This window comes from Streptomyces roseirectus, assembly GCF_014489635.1.
GTDB lineage: Bacteria > Actinomycetota > Actinomycetes > Streptomycetales > Streptomycetaceae > Streptomyces > Streptomyces roseirectus.
The window spans coordinates 911,579-931,477 of the sequence record NZ_CP060828.1; the positions used below are offsets into that span (position 1 = coordinate 911,579).

9 protein-coding genes are annotated in these 19,899 nt (G+C 74.0%); 8 read left to right on the forward strand and 1 reads right to left on the reverse strand.

Going from position 1 to position 19,899, the window contains the following annotated elements; genetic code table 11:
• Nucleotides 1-6: 6 nt before the first annotated feature.
• The 8 genes from IAG44_RS03580 (at nucleotide 7) to IAG44_RS03615 (ending at nucleotide 19,386) form a co-directional block, all read left to right on the forward strand.
• Complete coding sequence (locus IAG44_RS03580) at nucleotides 7-6,222, forward strand: non-ribosomal peptide synthetase (RefSeq protein WP_187745676.1); 6,216 nt, start codon at nucleotides 7-9, stop codon at nucleotides 6,220-6,222.
• 11 nt (nucleotides 6,223-6,233) lie between these two features.
• A complete protein-coding gene (locus tag IAG44_RS03585; protein ID WP_187745677.1) occupies nucleotides 6,234-10,103 on the forward strand; it encodes a non-ribosomal peptide synthetase in 3,870 nt (1,289 codons plus the stop codon).
• A 19-nt stretch (nucleotides 10,104-10,122) separates the two neighbouring features.
• A complete protein-coding gene (locus tag IAG44_RS03590; protein WP_187745678.1) occupies nucleotides 10,123-10,335 on the forward strand; it encodes an MbtH family protein in 213 nt (70 codons plus the stop codon).
• A 73-nt stretch (nucleotides 10,336-10,408) separates the two neighbouring features.
• On the forward strand, nucleotides 10,409-11,101 hold the full coding sequence (locus tag IAG44_RS03595) for a thioesterase II family protein (RefSeq protein ID WP_187745679.1): 693 nt from the start codon (nucleotides 10,409-10,411) through the stop codon (nucleotides 11,099-11,101).
• Nucleotides 11,102-11,112: 11 nt separating this feature from the next.
• Complete coding sequence (locus IAG44_RS03600) at nucleotides 11,113-11,937, forward strand: SDR family oxidoreductase (RefSeq protein WP_187745680.1); 825 nt, start codon at nucleotides 11,113-11,115, stop codon at nucleotides 11,935-11,937.
• A gap of 36 nt (nucleotides 11,938-11,973) precedes the next feature.
• The gene (locus IAG44_RS03605) at nucleotides 11,974-14,454 is read left to right on the forward strand and encodes a non-ribosomal peptide synthetase (RefSeq protein WP_425508417.1); all 2,481 of its coding nucleotides are present in this window, start codon (nucleotides 11,974-11,976) and stop codon (nucleotides 14,452-14,454) included.
• Nucleotides 14,455-14,776: 322 nt separating this feature from the next.
• Complete coding sequence (locus IAG44_RS03610) at nucleotides 14,777-18,661, forward strand: hypothetical protein (protein ID WP_246561418.1); 3,885 nt, start codon at nucleotides 14,777-14,779, stop codon at nucleotides 18,659-18,661.
• A gap of 143 nt (nucleotides 18,662-18,804) precedes the next feature.
• Nucleotides 18,805-19,386 carry a hypothetical protein gene (locus IAG44_RS03615; RefSeq protein ID WP_187745682.1) on the forward strand — a complete coding sequence of 194 codons (582 nt, stop codon included), beginning with the start codon at nucleotides 18,805-18,807 and terminating at the stop codon, nucleotides 19,384-19,386.
• Here the strand turns inward: IAG44_RS03615 and IAG44_RS03620 are convergent.
• Complete coding sequence (locus tag IAG44_RS03620) at nucleotides 19,383-19,889, reverse strand: hypothetical protein (RefSeq protein WP_246561420.1); 507 nt, start codon at nucleotides 19,887-19,889, stop codon at nucleotides 19,383-19,385. The genes IAG44_RS03615 and IAG44_RS03620 overlap by 4 nt on opposite strands.
• Between the last annotated feature and the right edge of the window lie 10 nt (nucleotides 19,890-19,899).

A 19,899-nucleotide genomic window follows, 5' to 3' on the forward strand; every position in this document is an offset into this window, starting at 1 on the left:
CTCGCGGTGACCCGGTCCGGAATCTCCGACGTCCTGCCCCTGTCGCCGTTGCAGGAGGGGCTGCTGTTCCACGCCCAGTACGACGACGAGGGCGCCCCCGACGTCTACGCCGCCCAGCTCGTTCTCGAGCTGCCGGGCGACGTCTCCCCCGCCGCCGTGCGGGCGGCCGGTCAGGCGCTGCTCGACCGGCATCCCAACCTGCGCGCCTGCTTCCGCCGCCGGGAGTCGGGGCCGCCGGTGCAGATCGTGCCGACGGACGTCGAACTCCCGTGGTCCGAGGCCGACTTGTCGGCGTCCGACGGTGCCGGCCGGGAGGCGGCCTGGCAGCGGCTGCTCGACGAGGAGCGCACCCGGCGCTTCGACCTGGCCCGGCCCCCGCTGCTGCGCCACCTCCTCGTGCGGTGGGCGCCGGACCGCTACCGGCTGGTGGTCACCAACCATCACATCCTGCTCGACGGCTGGTCGAAGCAGTTGCTGGTACGGGAGCTGGGGGCGCTCCTCGCGGGCGAGCACCCGACCGCGCTGCCGCACGTGCCGCCGTTCCGTGACTATCTGGCGTGGCTGGCGCGCCAGGACCGGCCGGCGGCCGAACAGGCGTGGCGGGACGCCCTGTCGGGGGCCGAGCCGACGCTGCTGGCGCCCGGTGTCCCGACCGCGCCGGTCCTGCCGGACGAGCTGGTCGTGGAGCTGTCCGAGGAGGTGACCGCGCGCGCCGAGGCGACGGCACGGGCGCTCGGCGTCACCCTCAACACGGTCGTGCAGGGCGCGTGGGGTGTGCTGCTGGGCCGGCTCACCGGGCGCGGCGACGCCGTGTTCGGGCAGACCGTTTCGGTGCGTCCGCCGGAGCTGGTGAACGTGGCGTCGATGGTCGGCTTCTGCATCAACACCGTCCCGCTGCGGGTGCGTTGGGACGACGGCGAGAGTGTCGCCGACCTCCTCACCGGGCTCCAGGCGCGGCAGGCGGGCCTGTTGCCGCACCAGCACATCGGCCTCGCCGGCATCCGGCACGCCACCGGCACCGGTGACCTCTTCGACACCCTCTTCGCCTTCGAGAACCACCCCGCGACGGGGTCCGCCGCCGGTCTCGCCCAGCTCGCGGGCCGCGACGCCACGCACTACCCGCTGACCCTCGCCGTCCTGCCCGGCACGCGCCTCGCGCTGCGCCTGTCGTACCGGCCCGAGGTGTTCGACGAGCAGGGCGCGCGTACGCTGCTCGACCGGTTCGCCGTGGTGCTGGAGGCGTTGACCGGCGATGTGAAGCGCCGGGTCGGTGAGGTGGAGGTGCTGCTGCCGGGCGAACGGGAGCGGCTGACGGGGCGGTCGGCGGAGGTGCCCTCGGACGACACGATCCCCGCCCTGTTCGCCCGCCAGGCGGCCCGCACGCCGGAGGCGACGGCCGTGGTGTCCGGGACGACCCGGCTCACCTACGCCGAGCTGGACGAGCGGTCGGACCGGCTCGCGGGGCTGCTGGCCGAGCGGGGAGCGGGCCCGGAGCGGCTGGTGGCGCTGGCCCTGCCGCGCGGCGCCGATCTCGTCGTGGCCGTGCTGGCGGTCCTCAAGTCCGGTGCCGCGTATGTGCCGTTGGACCCGGACTACCCGCAGGAGCGGCTGGCGTTCACGCTGGCGGACTCGGCCCCGGTGCTGGTGGTCACGGACGGCTCCGTGCCGCCGGGCTGCGCGGTTCCCGTGGTCACGGTCGCCGAGTCCCTGAACCACCCGCGTGTGCCGGTGCCGGTGTCCGCCGCCGCCGACAACGCCGCGTACGTCATCTACACCTCGGGCTCGACGGGCCGCCCCAAGGGCGTCGTGGTGCCGCACCGCAACGTCGTCCGGCTGCTCGCGGCCACGCGCGGCTGGTTCGACTTCGGGGCGGACGACGTGTGGACGCTGTTCCACTCGTACGCCTTCGACTTCTCGGTGTGGGAGCTGTGGGGCGCGCTGCTGCACGGCGGCACGCTCGTGGTCGTGCCGCACGCGGTGAGCCGTGAACCGGCGGAGTTCCTGCGGCTGTTGGCGCGTGAGCGGGTGACGGTCCTCAGCCAGACGCCGTCGGCGTTCGGCGAACTGGTGCGCGCCGACGCCGCGTTGCCCGAGGTGGGGCGGGAACTGGCGTTGCGGTACGTGGTGTTCGGGGGTGAGGCGCTGGACGCCGGGCCGGTCGCGGAGTGGTTCACGCGGCACGCGCCGGACGCGCCGGTGCTGGTCAACATGTACGGGATCACGGAGACGACCGTCCATGTCACCGCGCTGCCGCTCGCCGAGGAGGCGGCCGGTGACGGGCGGGGGCGGATCGGGCAGGCGATACCCGACCTGCGCGTGTACGTCCTGGACGCGGGGCTGCGGCTCGTGCCGCCCGGCGCGACGGGCGAGTTGTACGTCGCCGGCGCCGGACTCGCGCGCGGGTACCTGGGCCGGCCGGGTCTGTCGGCCGGGCGGTTCGTGGCGGATCCGTTCGGCGGGCCCGGGGAGCGGATGTACCGCACGGGGGACCTGGCGCGCTGGTCGGCGGACGGCGGCCTGGAGTACGCGGGACGCGCGGACGACCAGGTGAAGATCCGGGGGTTCCGGATCGAACCGGGTGAGGTCGCGGCGGCACTGGCCAAGGTCGCGGGGGTCACCCAGGCGACCGTGGTGGTCCTCGACGGAAGGCTGGTCGGCTACGTCGTCGGTGACGGCCTCGACGCCGAGACGGTCCGCCGCACCGCCGCGCGGACCCTGCCGGAGCACATGGTCCCGGCCGCCGTCGTCGCCCTGGACCGGCTGCCGATGACCGCGAACGGCAAGGTGGACCGGGCCGCGCTGCCCGCCCCCGCCGCGCACGGCCGGGGCCGCGCCCCGCGCACCCCGCGCGAGGAGATCCTGTGCGGCCTGTTCGCCGACGTCCTCGGCGTCGCGGCGCACCGACTCGGCGCGGACGACGGCTTCTTCGCCCTCGGTGGCGACTCCCTGCTCGCGATGCGCCTCACCGACCGGATCCGGGGCGCCTTCGGTACGGCGCTGCCGGTCCGCGCGGTGTTCGAGGCCCCGACCCCGGCCGGGCTCGCGACGCGGCTCGGCGCGGCGGACGGGGTGAGCCGGCCCGACCTCGTGCGGTACGAGCGCGGTCCCGCCCCGCTGCCGCTGTCGTACGCCCAGCAGCGGCTGTGGTTCCTCGGCCGCCTCGACGGCGGCAACACCACGTACACCGTCCCCTGGGCGCTGCGCCTGACCGGACCCCTCGAACGGGTCGCGCTGGAGGCCGCGTTGGGCGATGTGGTCGCCCGGCACGAGCCGTTGCGCACCCTGCACCCCGACTTCCAGGGCGCCCCCTATCAGCACATCCTCGGCCCGCGGGAGGGCCGCCCGGCGCTCACCGTCACACCGGCCACCGAGGCCGCACTGCCCGCGCTGATGACGGCCGCCGCCCGCCACCGCTTCGACCTCGCGACCGAACTCCCGCTGCGGGTCACCCTGTTCACGCTCGACGCCGACACGCACGTCCTGCTGCTGCTCGCGCACCACATCGCGGTCGACGGCTGGTCGATGGCCCCGCTGCTGCGGGACCTGTCGCAGGCGTACGCGGCCCGGCTCACCGGCGAACCGCCGCAGTGGGCCGAACTCCCCGTGCGGTACGCGGACTTCGCGCGCTGGCAGCGTGAGCTGCTGGGGTCGGCGAGCGACCCGGACAGCCTGATGAGCCGTCACATCGCTTTCTGGCGCGACGCCTTGGCCGGTGCCCCGGACGAACTGCCGCTGCCCGTCGACCGGGTGCGGCCCGAAGAGCCCAGCGGGGACGGAGCACGGGTCGCGTTCACGCTCGACGCCGAGCTGCACGCCGGGCTCGTGGCGCTCGCCGCCGAGGCCCGGGTGACGGTGTTCATGGTGCTCCAGGCGGGCCTGGCCGCCCTGTTGACCCGGTTCGGCGCGGGCACGGACGTCACGCTGGGGACTCCGGTCGCCGGGCGGGACGACAGCGGGCTCGACGATCTCGTCGGGTTCTTCGTGAACAGCCTGACCCTGCGCACGGACACCTCGGGCGACCCCGCGTTCCGTGAACTGCTGGACCGGGTCCGGGAATTCGACCTCGCCGCGTACGCCCATCAGGACGTGCCGTTCGATCTGCTGGTGGACGCCCTCGCGCCGAAGCGCAGCCTCGCCCGGCATCCGCTGTTCCAGGTCGTGCTGGCGTTCACCGGGCACAGCTCGCAGGCGGACCTCGCGCTGCCCGGCGTGGAGGCGAGCCATGAGCTGGTGGAGACCGGGGCGGCCCGTTTCGACCTGTCCCTGTACCTGAACGAACGCCGTTCCGAGGACGGCGTGCCGGCCGGGGTCGACGGGATCGCCGAGTACAGCACCGACCTGTTCGACGCGGACACCGTGGAGCGGCTGGCGCGGGCGCTGGTCCGGTTCCTCGGGGCCGTCGTCGCCGATCCGGCGGTGCGGATCGGGGCGGTGGACCTGGCGGGGGACGAGGTGCGGCGGTGCCCGGCGCCGGTCGCGCAGACGCCGGGCACGGCACTGCCCGGGGCCGCGCCGGAGCCGTCCGGCAACCCGGCCGAGCGCGTCCTCGCCGAACTCTTCGGAGAACTGCTCAACCTGTCCGAGGTCCCGCTGGACGAGGACTTCTTCGCCCTCGGGGGTGACAGCATCACCTCGATCCGGCTGGTCAGCCGGGCCGCCGAGGCCGGGGTGGTGATCACCGCGCGGGACGTCTTCAAGCACCAGACGGTCCGGGAGCTGGCGGCGGTGGCGCGGGGCCCGGTCGCCGCCGGGGGCGCGGACGACGGGGTGGGGGCCGTGCCGCTCACTCCGGTGATGCGGTGGCTGCTCGAACGCGGCGGTGAGATCGGGCGGTTCAGCCAGTCGGGGGTGCTGACGGTCCCGGCCGGGGCCGGGCTGTCCCACCTCACGGGCGCGCTCCAGGCCGTCCTCGACCGGCACGACATGCTGCGGTCCCGTCTCGTCCTGACGCCGGGGCAGGCACCGCGGCTGGAGGTGGCGCCGGCCGGCGCGGTACGGGCGGACGAGGTGCTGAGCCGACGGGACGTGTCCGAGGCGGACGCCCGCACCGAGGCGACCCCGCTCCACACCGCCGTCGCCGAGGAACACACCGACAGCCTCGCCCAACTCTCCCCCACCACCGGCGACATGCTCCGCGCCGTCTGGTTCGACGCGGGCCCGGACCGACCCGGCCGGCTCCTCCTCACCATCCACCACCTCGCCGTGGACGGCGTCTCCTGGCGCATCCTGATCCACGACCTGGAGACCGCGTGGACGGCGCTGAAGGAAGGCCGCACGCACCGACTCCCCCGGGTGGGGACCTCGTTCCGCCGCTGGGCGCACGCCTTGGAGGAGCAGGCCCGTACCCGCGCCTCCGAGGTGGACCTCTGGCGCGGCATCGTCCAGGCCCCGCAACTCCCCCTGGGCGCCCGCCCCGTGGACCCGGACCGGGACACCACGGCCACCGCCCGCACCCTCCGCGTCTCCCTCCCCCCGGAGACCACCGCCTCCCTCCTCACCACGGCCCCGGCCGCCTTCGGCACCGGCGTCCAGGACGTCCTCCTCACCGCCCTCGCCCTGGCGGCGGCCGCCCGCTACGGCACCCGGCACGCCGTGATCGACGTGGAGGGCCACGGCCGCGAGGAGCTGACCCCGGACCTCGAACTCTCCCGCACCGTCGGCTGGTTCACCTCCCTCTACCCGGTCCACCTCGACCTGGACGGCACGGACGTCACCGAGGCGCTGGCGGGCGGCCCCGCGGCCGACCTGGCCGTCACGAGGATCGCCGCACACCTCCGTCAACTCCCGGACCACGGCGCCGGATACGGCCTCCTGCGCCACCTGAACCCGGACACGACCCCCGAGTTGGCGAAGGCCCCCACCCCGGCACTCTGCTTCAACTACCTGGGCCGCTTCGACGCCCCCACCGGCACCCCGTGGACCCTCGCCCCGGAGTCCGACGCCCTCGGCACCGGCGCCGACCCTGACCTCGCCGCCGCCCACGCCCTGGAAGTGACCGCGATGGTCCGCGACACCGCCGACGGCCCCCGCCTCCACGCCGACTGGACCTGGCCGGACGGCGTCCTCACCGAGCCCGAGGTCCAGGCCCTCGCCGAGTCCTGGTCGGCCGCGCTCACCGCACTCGTCACCCGCGCCGGAGAAGCGGGCGAAGCCGCCGATGCCGCTGAACCTGCCTTCTCCCAGGACGAGTTCGACGAGCTGACCGCCGGCCTGGACGACTGAGAGCGAACCCCATGACCCAGCCCGAGATCCTTCCCGTCACCCCGCTCCAGGAGGGCCTGCTCTTCCACGCCCTGTACGAGCGCGAGCGCGACGCACCGGACGTGTACGTCGTCCAATTGGTCTTCGACCTCGAAGGCCCCCTGGACGCCGCCCTCTTGCGCACCTGCGCGCAGTCCCTCCTGGACCGTCACCCCGCCCTGCGGGCCGCGTTCCGGCGCCGCCGGGCCGGTCAGCCCGTCCAGGTGATCCCCCACCGGGCGGCCCTCCCCTGGACCGAGACCGACCTGACCTGCACGGACACCGACACCGACAAGGCATGGACGGACCTCCTGGACCGCGACCGCGACCAGGGCTTCGACCCCGCCACCCCGCCCCTCCTGCGCTGCACCCTGGCCCGCACGGGCGACCAGCGGCACCGCCTCCTGATCACCCACCACCACGTCCTCCTCGACGGCTGGTCGGTCTCCGTCCTCCTGCGGGAACTCCTCGCCCTGTACTCCGCCGGAGACTCCCCCGCCGCCCTCGCCCCCGCGCCCCGGTACCGCACGTTCCTCGACTGGCTGGACCGCCAGGACCGCACCGCCTCCGAGGCGGCCTGGCGCCAGGCGCTGGAAGGCGTCACCGAACCGACGCTCCTGGCCCCGGACGCCCCGCCCGGTGCGGGTCAACTGCGGCAGGCCCGCGTCGAGTTGACGGAGGAGACCGGCGCCGCGCTCGCCGCCCGGACGCGCGCGCTCGGCGTCACCCTCAACACGTTCGTGCAGTCCGCGTGGGCGATCCTGCTCGGCCGGCTGACCGGCCGCGACGACGTGGTGTTCGGCGCGACCGTCTCGGGCCGCCCGGCCGAACTCCCGGGCGTGGAGGGCATGGTGGGCCTGTTCATCAACACCGTCCCGACCCGGGTGAAGCTGCGCCCCGCCGACTCGGTGACCCGCCTGCTGCACGAGGTGCGTGACGGGTACGTCGGCCTCCTGGACCACCACCACGTGGGCCTGGCGGAGATCCAACGGGCGGCGGGCGTCCCGGAGTTGTTCGACACGCTGGTGGTCTTCGAGAACTACCCGACCGACCCGGCGGCCCCGACCGGCGACCTGCGCCTTGCCGGTACCGGCGGCCGGGACGCCACCCACTACCCCGTGACCCTGGTCGCCCTCCCCGGCACCCGCCCGCGCTTCCGGCTCGCCTACCGCCCCGACCTGTTCACCGCCGAGTGGGCCGAGAACACCCTCGCCCAACTGGCCCGCATCCTGGAGGACATGGCCGCCGACCCGGCCGCCCTCCAGGCACACCTCGCACCGCCCCCGTTCCCCGCGCCGCCCCACCTCCCGCCTCCCGGCACGCGCACGCTCACCGACCTGTGGTCCGCCCAGGCCGCGGCGACCCCCGACGCCGAGGCCGTCCTCGACGGCACCCGCAGCCTGACGTACGCCGAACTCGACGCCCGCGCCGAGGAGTTGGCGCGGCGCCTGAAGTCCGTCGGCGCGGGCCCGGAGCAGGTCGTCGGCATCGCGCTGCCGCGTACGGCGGACCTCGTCGTCGCCGTGCTCGCGGTGCTCAAGTCGGGTGCGGCGTACCTGCCGTTGGACCCGGCCTACCCGGCGGACCGGCTCGCGTACATCGTCGACGACGCGCGCCCGGTCGTCGTGCTGGCGACCACCGAGACGGCCGGGGCGCTGCCGGAGGGGACGCGGACGCTGGATCCGGGCGAGCGGGGATCTGATGATCACACCGGACACCGCCGGCACCGCACCTCCAGCCCCAGCCCCGCTCACCCCCAACGCCCCACCCCCGCCTCCCTCGCCTACATCACCTACACCTCCGGCTCCACCGGCCGCCCCAAGGGCGTCCTCGCCACCCACGGCAACGCCGCCGAGTTCGTCGAATGGACCCACACCGAGTTCGGCGCCCCGCAGCTCTCGAAGGTCCTCTTCGCCACCTCCCTCAACTTCGACGTCTCGGTCTTCGAGATCTTCGCCCCCCTGACCTGCGGCGGCCGCATAGAGATCGTCGAGAACCTGCTGGCCCTCACCGACGGCACCCCCCGCGACGCGGGTCTGATCAGCGGCGTCCCCACGGTCCTCGCGAGCGTCCTGCCCGAGCGCCCCGCCGTCCGCCCACACACGATCGCCCTCGGTGGCGAGCCGATCACCGCGCGGCTGCGGGCCGACATCGAGGCCGCTTTCCCGGGCGTCCGCCTGGTCAACTTCTACGGTCCGACCGAGGCGACGGTGTACGCCACCGCGTGGCGCTCCGACACGGACCCGGTCGACGGCCCCCCGCCCCTGGGCCGCGCCCTCGCCCGCAACCACGTCCACCTCCTCGACCACGCCCTGCGGCCCGTCCCGGACGGCGCGGTCGGCGAGGTCTACATCGCGGGCGGCGGCCCGGCACGCGGCTACCTCGGCCGCCCCGCGCTGACGGCCGGGCGTTTCGTCGCCGACCCGTTCGGCGCCCCCGGCGAACGCCTGTACCGCACGGGCGACTTGGCGACGTACGGCCCCGACGGACACCTCCGTTTCCTGGGCCGCGCCGACCACCAGGTCAAGGTGCGCGGCTTCCGCGTCGAACTCGGCGAGATCGAGGCTGCCCTGACGACCCATCAGGACGTCGCCGAGGCGGCGGTGACGGCGCGTCAGGATCCCCGGGGCGAGGCCCGCCTGATCGCGTACGTCGTCGCCGATCATGCCCTCGCGCCCGACACCCTCCGCGACCACCTCGCCCGCACGCTCCCCGCGCACATGATCCCGGCGACGTACGTCCCCGTCGCCGCTCTCCCCCGCACCGCCAGCGGCAAGCTGGACCGCGCGGCCCTCCCGGAGCCGGACGCGGCGGCCCTCACCGAGAAGACGGCGCCCCGCACCCCGGCCGAGCGCACCCTGCGCGCCCTCTTCGCCGATGTCCTCGGCGTCGAAGAGCACCAGGTCGGCGTCCACGACAGCTTCTTCGACCTCGGCGGCCACTCGCTCCTCGCCCCGCGCCTCACGGCCCGCATCCGCGCGGAACTCGGCACCGAGACCACCTTGCGCACCCTCTTCGACACCCCGACGATCGCGGCCCTGGCCCGCCACGACACCCCCGCGAACGGCGGCACGGCGCCCCTCGGCCCGCTGCTGCCCCTGCGCACCGAGGGCGACCGCCCGCCCCTGTTCTGCCTGCCGCCCGGCTCCGGCCTGGCCTGGGGCTTCGCCGGCCTCGCCCGGCACCTCCCCCAGGGCCGCCCGCTGTACGCCCTCCAGTCCCGCGGCCTGCTCCCGGACGAGTCCCCGGCCGCCACCCTCGCCGAAGCGGTCGCCGAGCACATCGCGCGCATCCGCGAGGTCCAGCCGCACGGCCCGTACCACCTCCTCGGCTACTCGATGGGCGGACTGGTCGCGCACGAGATCGCCGCCACGCTCCAACAGGCCGGGGAACAGGTCGAGTTGCTGGCGCTCCTCGACGCCTTCCCCGGCTCCTGGATCCGGCAGGGCCCGCCGTCCTCCGACCGCCCGGCGCTCCTGCGCGGCCTCCTCACGATCCTCGGCCGCCCGACCCCGGCCCCCGGCGACGAGCCGCTGACGGACGCCCGTTTCGCCGAACTCCTGCGCCGCGTACCGGACATGCCCGGCGGCCTCGACGACGCCGAACTCGCCGCGCTGATCACCGTGGCCGCCAACAACCGGCTGCTGCTGGGCGAGTTCACGGCCACCCGGTTCGACGGCGACCTGCTCCTGTTCAGCGCCGCCGCCGACCCGCACGCGGTCCCCGGCCGGCACGCCGACTGGCAGCCGCACGTCACCGGCCGCGTCGAACACCACGACGTCCCGTGCGCGCACGGGGAGATGACCAGCCCGGCGGCGCTGGCCCGGATCGGCCCGGTGCTGGCCGCCCGCCTCGCCAAATAACCCACGAAGAGGAGTACCCATGACCACCAACCCCTTCGACGACGACACCATCGAGCACCTGGTGCTCGTCAACGACGAGGGCCAGCACTCCCTGTGGCCCGCGTTCGCCGAGGTCCCGGCCGGCTGGCAGGTCGTCCACGGCAGGGCGAGCCGCCAGTCGTGCCTGGAGTACGTGGAGGCGCACTGGACCGACATGCGCCCCAAGAGCCTCGTCGAGGCCATGGGCGAGTGAGCGGCCGGACAAAACCCTGAGCCGGACAAGAACCCGATCCGGACAACGACCCGACCCTGTGGAGACAACGACCATGACTGACACGACCAAGCTGGTGTGCCTGCCGTTCGCGGGCGCGGGCGCCTCCTTCTACCGCCCCTGGACGGCCCTGGCCGGTGCCGAGTTGGAGATCGTCGCCCTCCAACTGCCGGGCCGGGAACGGATGATCGACGACGAGCCGTACCGGGACGCGCACCGGGCCGTCGACGGGCTCACCGCCCAACTCGGCGGCACGAAAGGCCGGTTGGCCCTCTTCGGGCACAGCCTCGGCGCGGTGCTCGCCTTCGAGCTGGCCCACCGCCTGTCCGCCGCGCCCGGCGTCGAGGTGGCGCACCTGTTCGTCAGCGGCTCCCCGGCCCCCGACCGGGGCCGCGAGGGCCGGGCCACCGGCCTCTCGGACGACGAGTTCCTGGCCCGCGTCGGCGAGTTCGCCGGCTACCACCACCCCGCCTTCGACGACCCGGAGATGCGGGAGCTGCTGCTGCCGACGCTGCGGGCCGACGTCGAGATGCACGAGAGCTACACGCCGTCGACCGCGCTCCCGCTGGACGTGCCGATCACGGTCCTGCGCGGCGCGGACGACGAGCTGGTGTCCGCCGAGGACGCCGAGGCGTGGAGCAAGGTCGCGGGCCTGACCTGCGAGTACGTCGAGGTGCCCGGCGGTCACATGTACCTCACCGACGCGGCCCCGGAGCTGCTGCGGCTCGTCACGTCGGCCGTGCGGTGAAGGGGGCGGCGATGCGGCTGGACGGCAAGGTGGTGCTGGTGACCGGCGCCGCGCGGGGGCTCGGGCGGGCGACCGCGGTGGCGTGTGCCGCCGAGGGCGCCGATCTGGTGCTGCTCGACCTGTGCGCGGATCTGCCCGGGGTGCCGTATCCGCTGGGCACGCGGGGGCAGTTGGAGCACACGGCGGAGCTGTGCCGAGCAGCGGGGGCGGCCGTGCTGACCCAGGTGACCGATATCCGGGACCTGTTGGCCGTCCGTGAGGCGGTGACGCTCGCCGGGGACCGGTTCGGGCGGATCGACGTCGTCGTCAACAACGCGGGGATCGCGGCGCCTTCGGGCAAGCCGGTGCACGAGATCGACGAGGACGAGTGGGCGTTGATGATCGACGTCGACCTGTCCGGGGCCTGGCGGGTGATCCGCGAGGTCGGCAAGGCGATGGGCGCGCGCCGCGCGGGGAGCATCGTCAACGTCGCCTCGACGGCCGGGCTCGTGGGGTACCGGCACTTCGCCGGGTACGTCGCCGCGAAGCACGCCGTGGTGGGGCTGACGAAGGCCGCCGCGCTGGATCTCGCGCCGCTCAAGGTCCGGGTCAACGCGGTCTGTCCGGGCTCGGTGCGCGACGACGCCCGGGTCGAGGGGCGGATGCTCGCGGAGATCGCGCGGGCGCTGGACGTGCCGGTGCACGAGCACGAGAAGACGTTCACCGAGGCGCAGCCCATGAACGCGCTGATCGAACCGGAGGACGTCGCGGCGGCGGTCGTCTTCCTCGCCTCGGACGAGTCCCGGCAGATCACCGGGTCCGTCCTGACCGTGGACGGCGGCTTCAGCGCCCGCTGACCCCTGAATTCCCCTGACGTACCGAGGAGTTGCCCTGTGTCTGTCGCCGCGCGCTGTCATGCCCTGCGGATCCCGTCGCCGTCCTCGGACGAGGGCGCCTGGGTGGAGGACGTCCCTGTTCCGGCCGGTCACCCGGTCGCCGCGCGCCGCCGGGAGGTCGAGCTGGCGCGGGCCTGCGAGGCGCCGCGCAGGGTGCTGTTGCGGTACACGGACGGGGCGCGCGATCTGATCGTCGTCGCGCCGCGCGAAGCGGCCACGGGCGCGGCGCCCGAGTTCCCGTCACCGCCCGCCTGGGGCCTGGGCGATCCCACGGCGACCGCCGCCCCGGTGACCGTCCCCCTCGACGCCCCCGGCGACGAGGCGAGCTGGCTCGCCGCCCTCGCCGTCACCCTGCGCCGCTACGACCCCGGCACCGAGCCGGTCGTCGGCACGGACCACGGCGTGTTCACCGTCACCGAGGAGAAGCCGGAAGAGGCCGAAGGGCCGGTTCTCGCGGGCCTGTTGTTCGCGGACGCCGACCTCCCGCCCGGCACGGAGTACGTCCCGTGCCTGGCCCCGCCGTTCCCGCTGACGTTCTCCGTCTTCCGTGCCCCGGACGGCGGTTGGCTCCTGCGTGCCGACCATCTCCCCGGTCACGTCTCCCCGGAGATCGCCGCCCAGTTCACCCGCCACCTCGCCCACGTCCACCGCCAGATGCGGGACCAACTCCCGTGGGACGAGATCGAGTTGCTGGACGACACGGAGCGGGACCGGGTGCTGGCGCTCGGTCGTCCCCGGCGCACGATGACGAGTGAACCGGTGAGCCTGCCCGAGGCGTTCGCCCGCGTCGCGGCGGCGACCCCGGACCAGGAGGCGGTGACCGACGGCGAAACGCGCCTGACGTACCGTCAACTCGATGAGCAATCCACCGACTTGGCCCGAGCCCTGGTGGACCGTGGCGTCACCCCCGGCGACCGCGTCGGCGTCTGCCTCGACCGCGCCGCCGAACTCGTCGTCACCCTCCTCGCGGTGCTGAAGGCGGGCGCGGCCTACGTGCCCCTCGACCCCGCCTACCCGCGCGACCGGATCGTCCACACCGCGCGGGACGCGGGGCTGGCCCTGACCGTCACCCGTGGCGCGGAGTTCCTGCCCACGGACCGCTGCGCGCCCGACGAGCAGGGCACGGGCCCTCTCCCCGAGGTCTCCGCCGACGCCCCCGCGTACGTCATCTACACCTCCGGCTCGACCGGCCGCCCCAAGGGTGTCGTCGTCCCGCACCGCAACGTGGTCGCCCTCGTCGACGCGACCCGCGACGAGTACGGGCTCGGGGCCGAGGACGTGTGGACGTGGTTCCACTCCGCCGCGTTCGACTTCTCCGTCTGGGAGATCTGGGGCTGTCTGCTGACCGGCGGGCGCCTGGTCGTCGTGCCGTACTTCGTGTCGCGCGAGCCGGACGCCTTCCGTGACCTGCTGGTGGCGGAGAAGGTCACCGTGGTGAGCCAGACCCCGTCCGCGTTCGCGCAGTTGATCGACGCCGAGCGGGGCGAGACCGGCGTCCGGCTGGTCGTCCTCGGCGGGGAACCGCTGGACGCGCGGCTGCTGTTGCGCTGGTTCGACCGGCATCACGCGTGCCGGACGGTGAACATGTTCGGCATCACCGAGACGACCGTCCACGTCACCGAGCAGACCCTCACCCGTGCCCTCGCTCTCGCCGGGACGCGGTCGGTGGGGTCCGCGCTGCCGGGCTGGGAGGTGACCGTGCGGGACGGGTCGGGCCGGCTGCTGCCGCCGGGTCCGGCGGGCGAGATCTGGGTGGGCGGGGCCGGTGTCGCGCTGGGCTACCTGGGCCAACCGGAGCTGACGGCGAGCCGGTTCGTGCCGGATCCGGCGTCCGGCGGCACCCTGTACCGCAGCGGCGACCTCGGGCGGCTGCGTCCCGACGGGAGCCTCGAACACCTCGGCCGTATCGACAGTCAGGTCAAGATCCGGGGGTTCCGTATCGAACTCGACGAGATCCGGGCGGTGTTGCTGGAGAACCCGGCGGTGCGCTCGGCGGCCGTCGCGGTCCGCCGCACCGACCCCGAGGACCCGGCGACGGCCCGCATCGACGCGTACGTGGTCCTCGCGCCCGGCGCCGGATCCGCCACGATCCGCGAGCAGGCGGCCACGACGCTCCCCGACCACATGCTCCCGGCGACGGTGACCGCGCTGCCCGCGCTGCCCCTGACGGCGAACGGCAAGCTGGACACGTCCCGCCTCCCGGAACCGGCCACGATCACGCCAACTCCCGTGACGCAGGCGTCCGATGACACTCTCACCGCTGACACTCTCACCGCGACCCTCGCCGGTATCTGGTCCGAGGTCCTGGGCGTCCCCGTCTCCGTCGACGACGACTTCTTCGAGCTCGGCGGCAACTCCCTGTCCGCCGTGCGTATCGGCGCCGCGCTGCGTGCGCGGGGGCTGCCGTCCGTCCGGCTGAGGGAGCTGTACCGCAATCCGACGGTGCGGGGCATGGCGGCGACTCTGGAGTCTTCCTGACGCCAACCCCACAGTCCTCCTAGCGCCAACTCCACAGTCCTCCTAGCGCCAACTCGGCGCAAAGCGGCCGTAAAAATCAAGCCTTCCCTTTGGCTTGATCCCTATGAGACGATCTCCGCGCCTTCGGGGGAAGGCAGGGGGACGGCGTGCTCGACCGGCACGTCAGGGGGACCAGAGATCTCTTTCCGCAGCGGCGTCCGGCCGACCACCGGACGCGGCCCGCTTCTCCTGGGGATGACATGTACCTGGAAGAAGTGGCTGAACTGTGCAGAGAGCTTGGCGAAGAGACCCGCGCGCGAGACGCGCGGCCCTGACCCGGGGTGTGGCGGGAACCGCGCTGACCACCGCGGCGGCCCTGCTGACCGGCCTGGTGTACGCCGTCCCGGCGCACGCCGACGAACCGGGCGACAACCCGACCGACCCCTTCCTGCGGACCCTGCGCATCAGCCTGGGCGCGCAGGCCCGCAAGGACCGCTGCCAGGTGGGGCAGGCCGTGCCCTTCGGCGGCCCGGAGATGAAGACGGTCGCGAACACGGCGCTGTCCGGTTCGGACGCGGACGTCGCGGCGGCGTGGAAGGACTGGTGGTACGGCACCGGCCCGCTCGGCGAGGCCCAGAACCGCGACGAGGCGGCGCAGACCGCGCGGAGCACGGCGTTCCGTACCCGCCAGGAGAAGCTGAACGAGTCGAACAAGCCGTACGCGTCGGTCAACTCCCAGGGCGGGCGGGACTACCACGCCCCGGAGTTCGGCGCGGACATCCTCGCGTTCGCGCGGGCGGAGCGGGAGTTCTCGTACAAGGTCAGCGGCGATCCGACGCCGAAGCCGGGCAAGGCGGCGCTGGCGAAGGCCAAGGAGGTCCTGGCGGCCTTCGACACCTCCGGCGACACCTGGGCGACGAACTACAAGCCGTTCGCCGAGACCGAGCTGTTCGGGATGCCGGACGGTCCGGTGACGGGTTCCGCGAACGACGTCGCGAGCGTGCTGCGGTTCGGCGGCTTCGCGACGAAGGCGCCCGAGCCGGGGTCGATGGAGGAGCGCGCCGAGGTCGAGAACCTGAAGGCGGCGTGGGCGAGTTGTGACAGCGCCAACCCGATCGACCACTACCGGGTGCTGAGCGGTGTCGTCCTCCAGGCACACGCCGAGTGGGAGGCGGAGTACGGCTCGCAGGCCGTGCAGCGGAGGGACATCGTGGCCGCCGAGACGGCCGCGTCGAAGGAGGTCAGGACCGCCACGGAGGCCATGACCGAGGCGATCCGGCAGGCGTGGCTGGCCGATCAGGTCCTGTACTTCCAGAAGTACTGGGCGGCCAACCCGAACAGCATCCTGAAGCCGAAGCCGGCCGTGTTCACGAAGGCGGCGGCGGACCTCGCGGCGGCGAAGGCGGCTGCGGCGGCTCAGGTGGCGGTCGCGGACAAGGCGGTCGCGGCGGCGAAGGCGGCCTCGGAGAAGGCGACCGCGGCGCAGACGTCCGCGTGGGCGGTCGCGGACACGAACAAGACGCCGCGCGGCCGGGGCCTGATGTACGCGCAGCGGTCGGTGCAGGTCACCAAGGCGTCGTACGCGGCCGCGCAGGCGGCGGCGAAGACGGCGCTGACCGCGTCGAACGCGGCGAAGGCGACGGCGGCCGACAGCGCGGCGCTGCTGGCGCTCGCCAAGACGCAGTCGCACGCGTTGCGGACGGAGTTCCGCAAGGCGGCGGCGCTGGAGGCGGCGGCGCAGGCGAAGGCCGCGGCCGAGGCCGCCGACAAGCAGGCCAAGGAGGCCGCGGCCAACGCGACGAAGGCGAAGAACGCGCAGGCCACGGCCGAGGCGGCGGAGAAGACCGCGCAGGCGGGCGCCGCCGAGGCGAAGCGGCAGCGCGGCATCGCCGAGCGGGAGAAGGCGAACGCGTCGGCGGCCCGCGCGGACGCGGCGCGTGAGCGCGGCAAGGCCGCCGAGGCGGAGCGGCGCGCGAGCGCCGAGCGCGATACGGCAGGTCAGGCGCGCGGCGCGGCGGAGACCGCCGGGGCGACGGCCGCCCAGAAGCGTGAGGAGGCCGAGGAGGCCGAGGCCGAGGCGTACCTGGCGCGTGACCTCGCGGCGGCGGCCGAGCGGGAGAAGAAGGCGACCGAGTCGCGGGCGCGTGCCCTGGAGGCCGCTGCCGCCGCTGCCGTGGGGACGGCGGCCGCGGGCGAGGCCCGGGAGGCGGCGACCGAGGCGCGCGGCGCGGCCGACGACGCGTCGGACGCGGCGGTGCGGGCGCGGTCGGCGGCGAACGACGCGTCGACGGCGGCCGTGAACGCGCGGGCCGCCGCGACCCGGGCGCAGGGTGCCGCGTCGCGGTCCCGGGCGGCGGCGGACGCGGCCTGGTCGGCGTACACCACCACGCACGCGGCGGCGGCGACCGCGCACGCGGCGGCGGCCGACGCCATCGACGCGGCGGCGGCGGCCAACCGCAACGCCCGCAACGCCGAGGCCGAGGCGAAGAAGGCGCAGGCGGCGGCGATCAAGGCGCGCCAGGAGGCGACGGCCGCGCAGGCAGAGGCCGTGAAGACCGCCGCGTGGGCCGTGAGGACGGCCGGGTTCGCGCTGGCGGCGAGCCAGGCGGCGACGGCGGCCCGGGACGCGGCGGACGCGGTGACGAAGGCCGCCGACACGGCGATCTCGCTCGGTGCCCCGTACCAGGAGCTGGACGTGTCGGCGGCGTTCGCGGTGCTGGTCGGGCAGACGTCCAAGACGCTGGCCGAGCAGCAGGCGACGGCGGCGAAGGCCAAGGCCGACGAGGCGAACAAGGCCGCCGCGACCGCGAAGGCGCTGGCCGACAAGGCGGCCGGGGACGCGAAGATCGCGGCCCAGGCGGCGGCGAGCGCGGCGGCGGACGCCGTGAAGGCGCTGGCGTCGGTGGCGGCGGCCCGTGCCTCCGCCGCCGAGGCCGACAAGGCGGCGGCAGCGGCGAAGAAGGCAGACGCGAACGCGCAGCGCTACGACCAGCAGGCGGGCGTGGACGCCGTGTACGCCGGGTACGCGGCGACCGACGCGGAGTCGGAGGCGGCAGCGGCGGACCGTGAGGCGACGGACGCCGAGCGCGACGCGGCGAGCGCCCGTTCGTCGGCGTCGGCGGCGGAGTCGGACGCGGCGAGCGCCCGGTCCACGGCGACGAAGGCCGAGCAGGACGCGACGGCCGCCGAGACGGCCGCGAAGAACGCGGACGGCGCCGCCAAGGACGCGGACGCCAGTGCCGACCGCGCCGAGGCCGCCGAGCGCAAGCGCCTCGAAGAGGAGCGCAAGGCCGCGATGGACAGCGGCGACACCGGCACCGACGGCCCCCAGGAGCCGGGGCTGAGCGCGAGCGACGAGGCGATCCTGCTGGCCCAGTGCGGTCAGAAGTGCGTCGACGAGTACCGTGCGGCGCTCGCGGCCGTCAACAAGTCGGTCATCGACTGGGTCAAGGAGAACGGCGGCGAGATCCTTCTCGAGGTGCTGGGCGTGAACAACGTCAAGCGCTGCATCGGGTCGGGTGACATCGAGAGCTGCCTGTGGTCGCTGGTGGACGTCGGCAGCCTCGTCCTCGTCGTGGGCAAGCTCCCGGCGGTCGGCAAGGCGATCGTGCGGGTGGTCAGCGGGATCGCGAAGTTCTTCGAGAACGCCCAGCGGGGCCGCAAGACCCTCAAGACCCTGAAGTCGATCATCGAGAAGGCCCGCAAGGGCGAGGAGCTGGGCGAGTGCGTCCTGGACGCGGCCGAGCTGTACCCCGGGGTGAGCGCCCGCACGGCGTTCTCGGCGAAGGCCGCCGGGGGCAAGAAGCGGTTCTGCGGGATCAAGCACATCTCCCCGGTCAGCCGTGACTGGTGCACCAAGAAGGGGGCGCACGTCAACCTGCTGAACGGTGCCGAGGTCGGGCTGCAGACCACGCACGTGCCCGGCGGTCTGATGGCGGTCCCGCTGCGCATGAAGGACGACAAGGTGCCGACCGACGCGGAGATGAAGGCGACGATCCAGGCCCTCATCGACGACGACATGCTCCGCGAGGACCTGATCTCCAAGTCCCGTGAGGCGATGGAGATCTTCAACCAGGACGCCAACAACCAGCGCTACAACGACAGTCTGCCGGTCGGCGGGAAGCGCAAGCCGCTCAAGTTCGGCTGCGCGACCAACTTCGCGCCGAAGCTGAAGCGGCTCATCGACGCGCTGAACATCATCACCGAGCAGAAGGCGGGCCACCGCTGACCCGACCTGATCCGTGAGGGTCCAGGGCCGTCCCGCGATCTCGTGGGGCGGCCCTTTCGGCATTCCCCGGACTCGACTCCCCCGCGCGGTCTACCGTACGGACACGAGGCGTCGCCCACCGTGACCGTCCGAGGAGGATTCCCGTGCCCTCGCCCTGTGACCCCGCGTTCGCTCCCATCGGCGACGTGAGCACCGCGCTCCTGCTGATCGACTCCCGGCTCAAGACCGTCCACAGCGGCCGGACCGAGTTCGATCCGCAGCAGAAGGAGCTGATCGAGCACTACACCGCGTCGATGGGCCCCGACGAGGTGCAGGACGTCCTCGACGGGGCCTGCACCCTGATCTTCATGTATATGAAGTGGCTGCGGCTGGCCCACGAGGACGCCGGGAAGGACGTCATCGAGTACGTCGTGCCGACCCTCGTGGCGACCATGCGGCAGATGCCCCGGAGCATCCCCACCGAGACGATCCCCACCATGGTCGGCCTGGTCGTCGCGGCGGGCACCGGCCTCAGCCCCAGCCTGTGGCGGGCCCAGTACGGCGACTGGACCAAGGCCGAGATGACGCCCCTGGAGGCCACCGTCTTCCTCGTCGCGGAACACATCAACCGCATCACCGACGACCAGGACTTCGCGACCCGCCTGATCACGGACGCGCTGTCCCGGGCGGAGGCGGGGGAAGGACTGGACGACGAGGACGAGGACGACGACTCCGTCGGCGCCTAGCAGGTGTGCTCTGCGTCCTTCGCGATCACGCTGTGCAGGGTGGCGGAGTCCGGCGCGGCGGGGTCGGGGACGGTGAACGTGTAGTGGACGTCTTTCGGGTACTCCCCCGCGATGACGGTGAGCTGGTCGGTCAGCGTCGGCATGGTCCACAGCTCCCACTCCGTCCCCGCCTCCGCCAGCGCCTCCTTCAGCTCCCCGAACGTGACCTCCGACCCGAGGGTCACCAGTTCCCCCGGCCGCCCGCCCGGCACCTCCACCGTCCCGTTCCCGGTGCTCAGCGCCACCTGGAAGATCTCCCGGCAGCCGCACACCTCCAGCCGCACGTCCCCGTACGCGAACGTCCGGGGCCAGCTCCCCTCCGGGTTCGGGAAGTAGTCGGCCTCCACCGGCGCCCCCAGCACCTCGGCGACGTCCTCCAGCCGCGCCCCGGGCCTCACCACACCGACGCCGCCGGTCCGCGCGTACTCCGTCAGCACCTGTCTCATGTCCACCCTCATGTCCATGCCGGAAATG

What these genes read in the sequence shown, in the direction of transcription:
- IAG44_RS03585 (WP_187745677.1), top strand. Translation starts at nt 6,234, where the DNA reads ATGACCCAGCCCGAGATCCTTCCCGTCACCCCGCTCCAGGAGGGCCTG.
- IAG44_RS03620 (WP_246561420.1), bottom strand. Translation starts at nt 19,889, where the DNA reads ATGGACATGAGGGTGGACATGAGACAGGTGCTGACGGAGTACGCGCGG.
- IAG44_RS03595 (WP_187745679.1), top strand. Translation starts at nt 10,409, where the DNA reads ATGACTGACACGACCAAGCTGGTGTGCCTGCCGTTCGCGGGCGCGGGC.
- IAG44_RS03590 (WP_187745678.1), top strand. Translation starts at nt 10,123, where the DNA reads ATGACCACCAACCCCTTCGACGACGACACCATCGAGCACCTGGTGCTC.
- IAG44_RS03600 (WP_187745680.1), top strand. Translation starts at nt 11,113, where the DNA reads ATGCGGCTGGACGGCAAGGTGGTGCTGGTGACCGGCGCCGCGCGGGGG.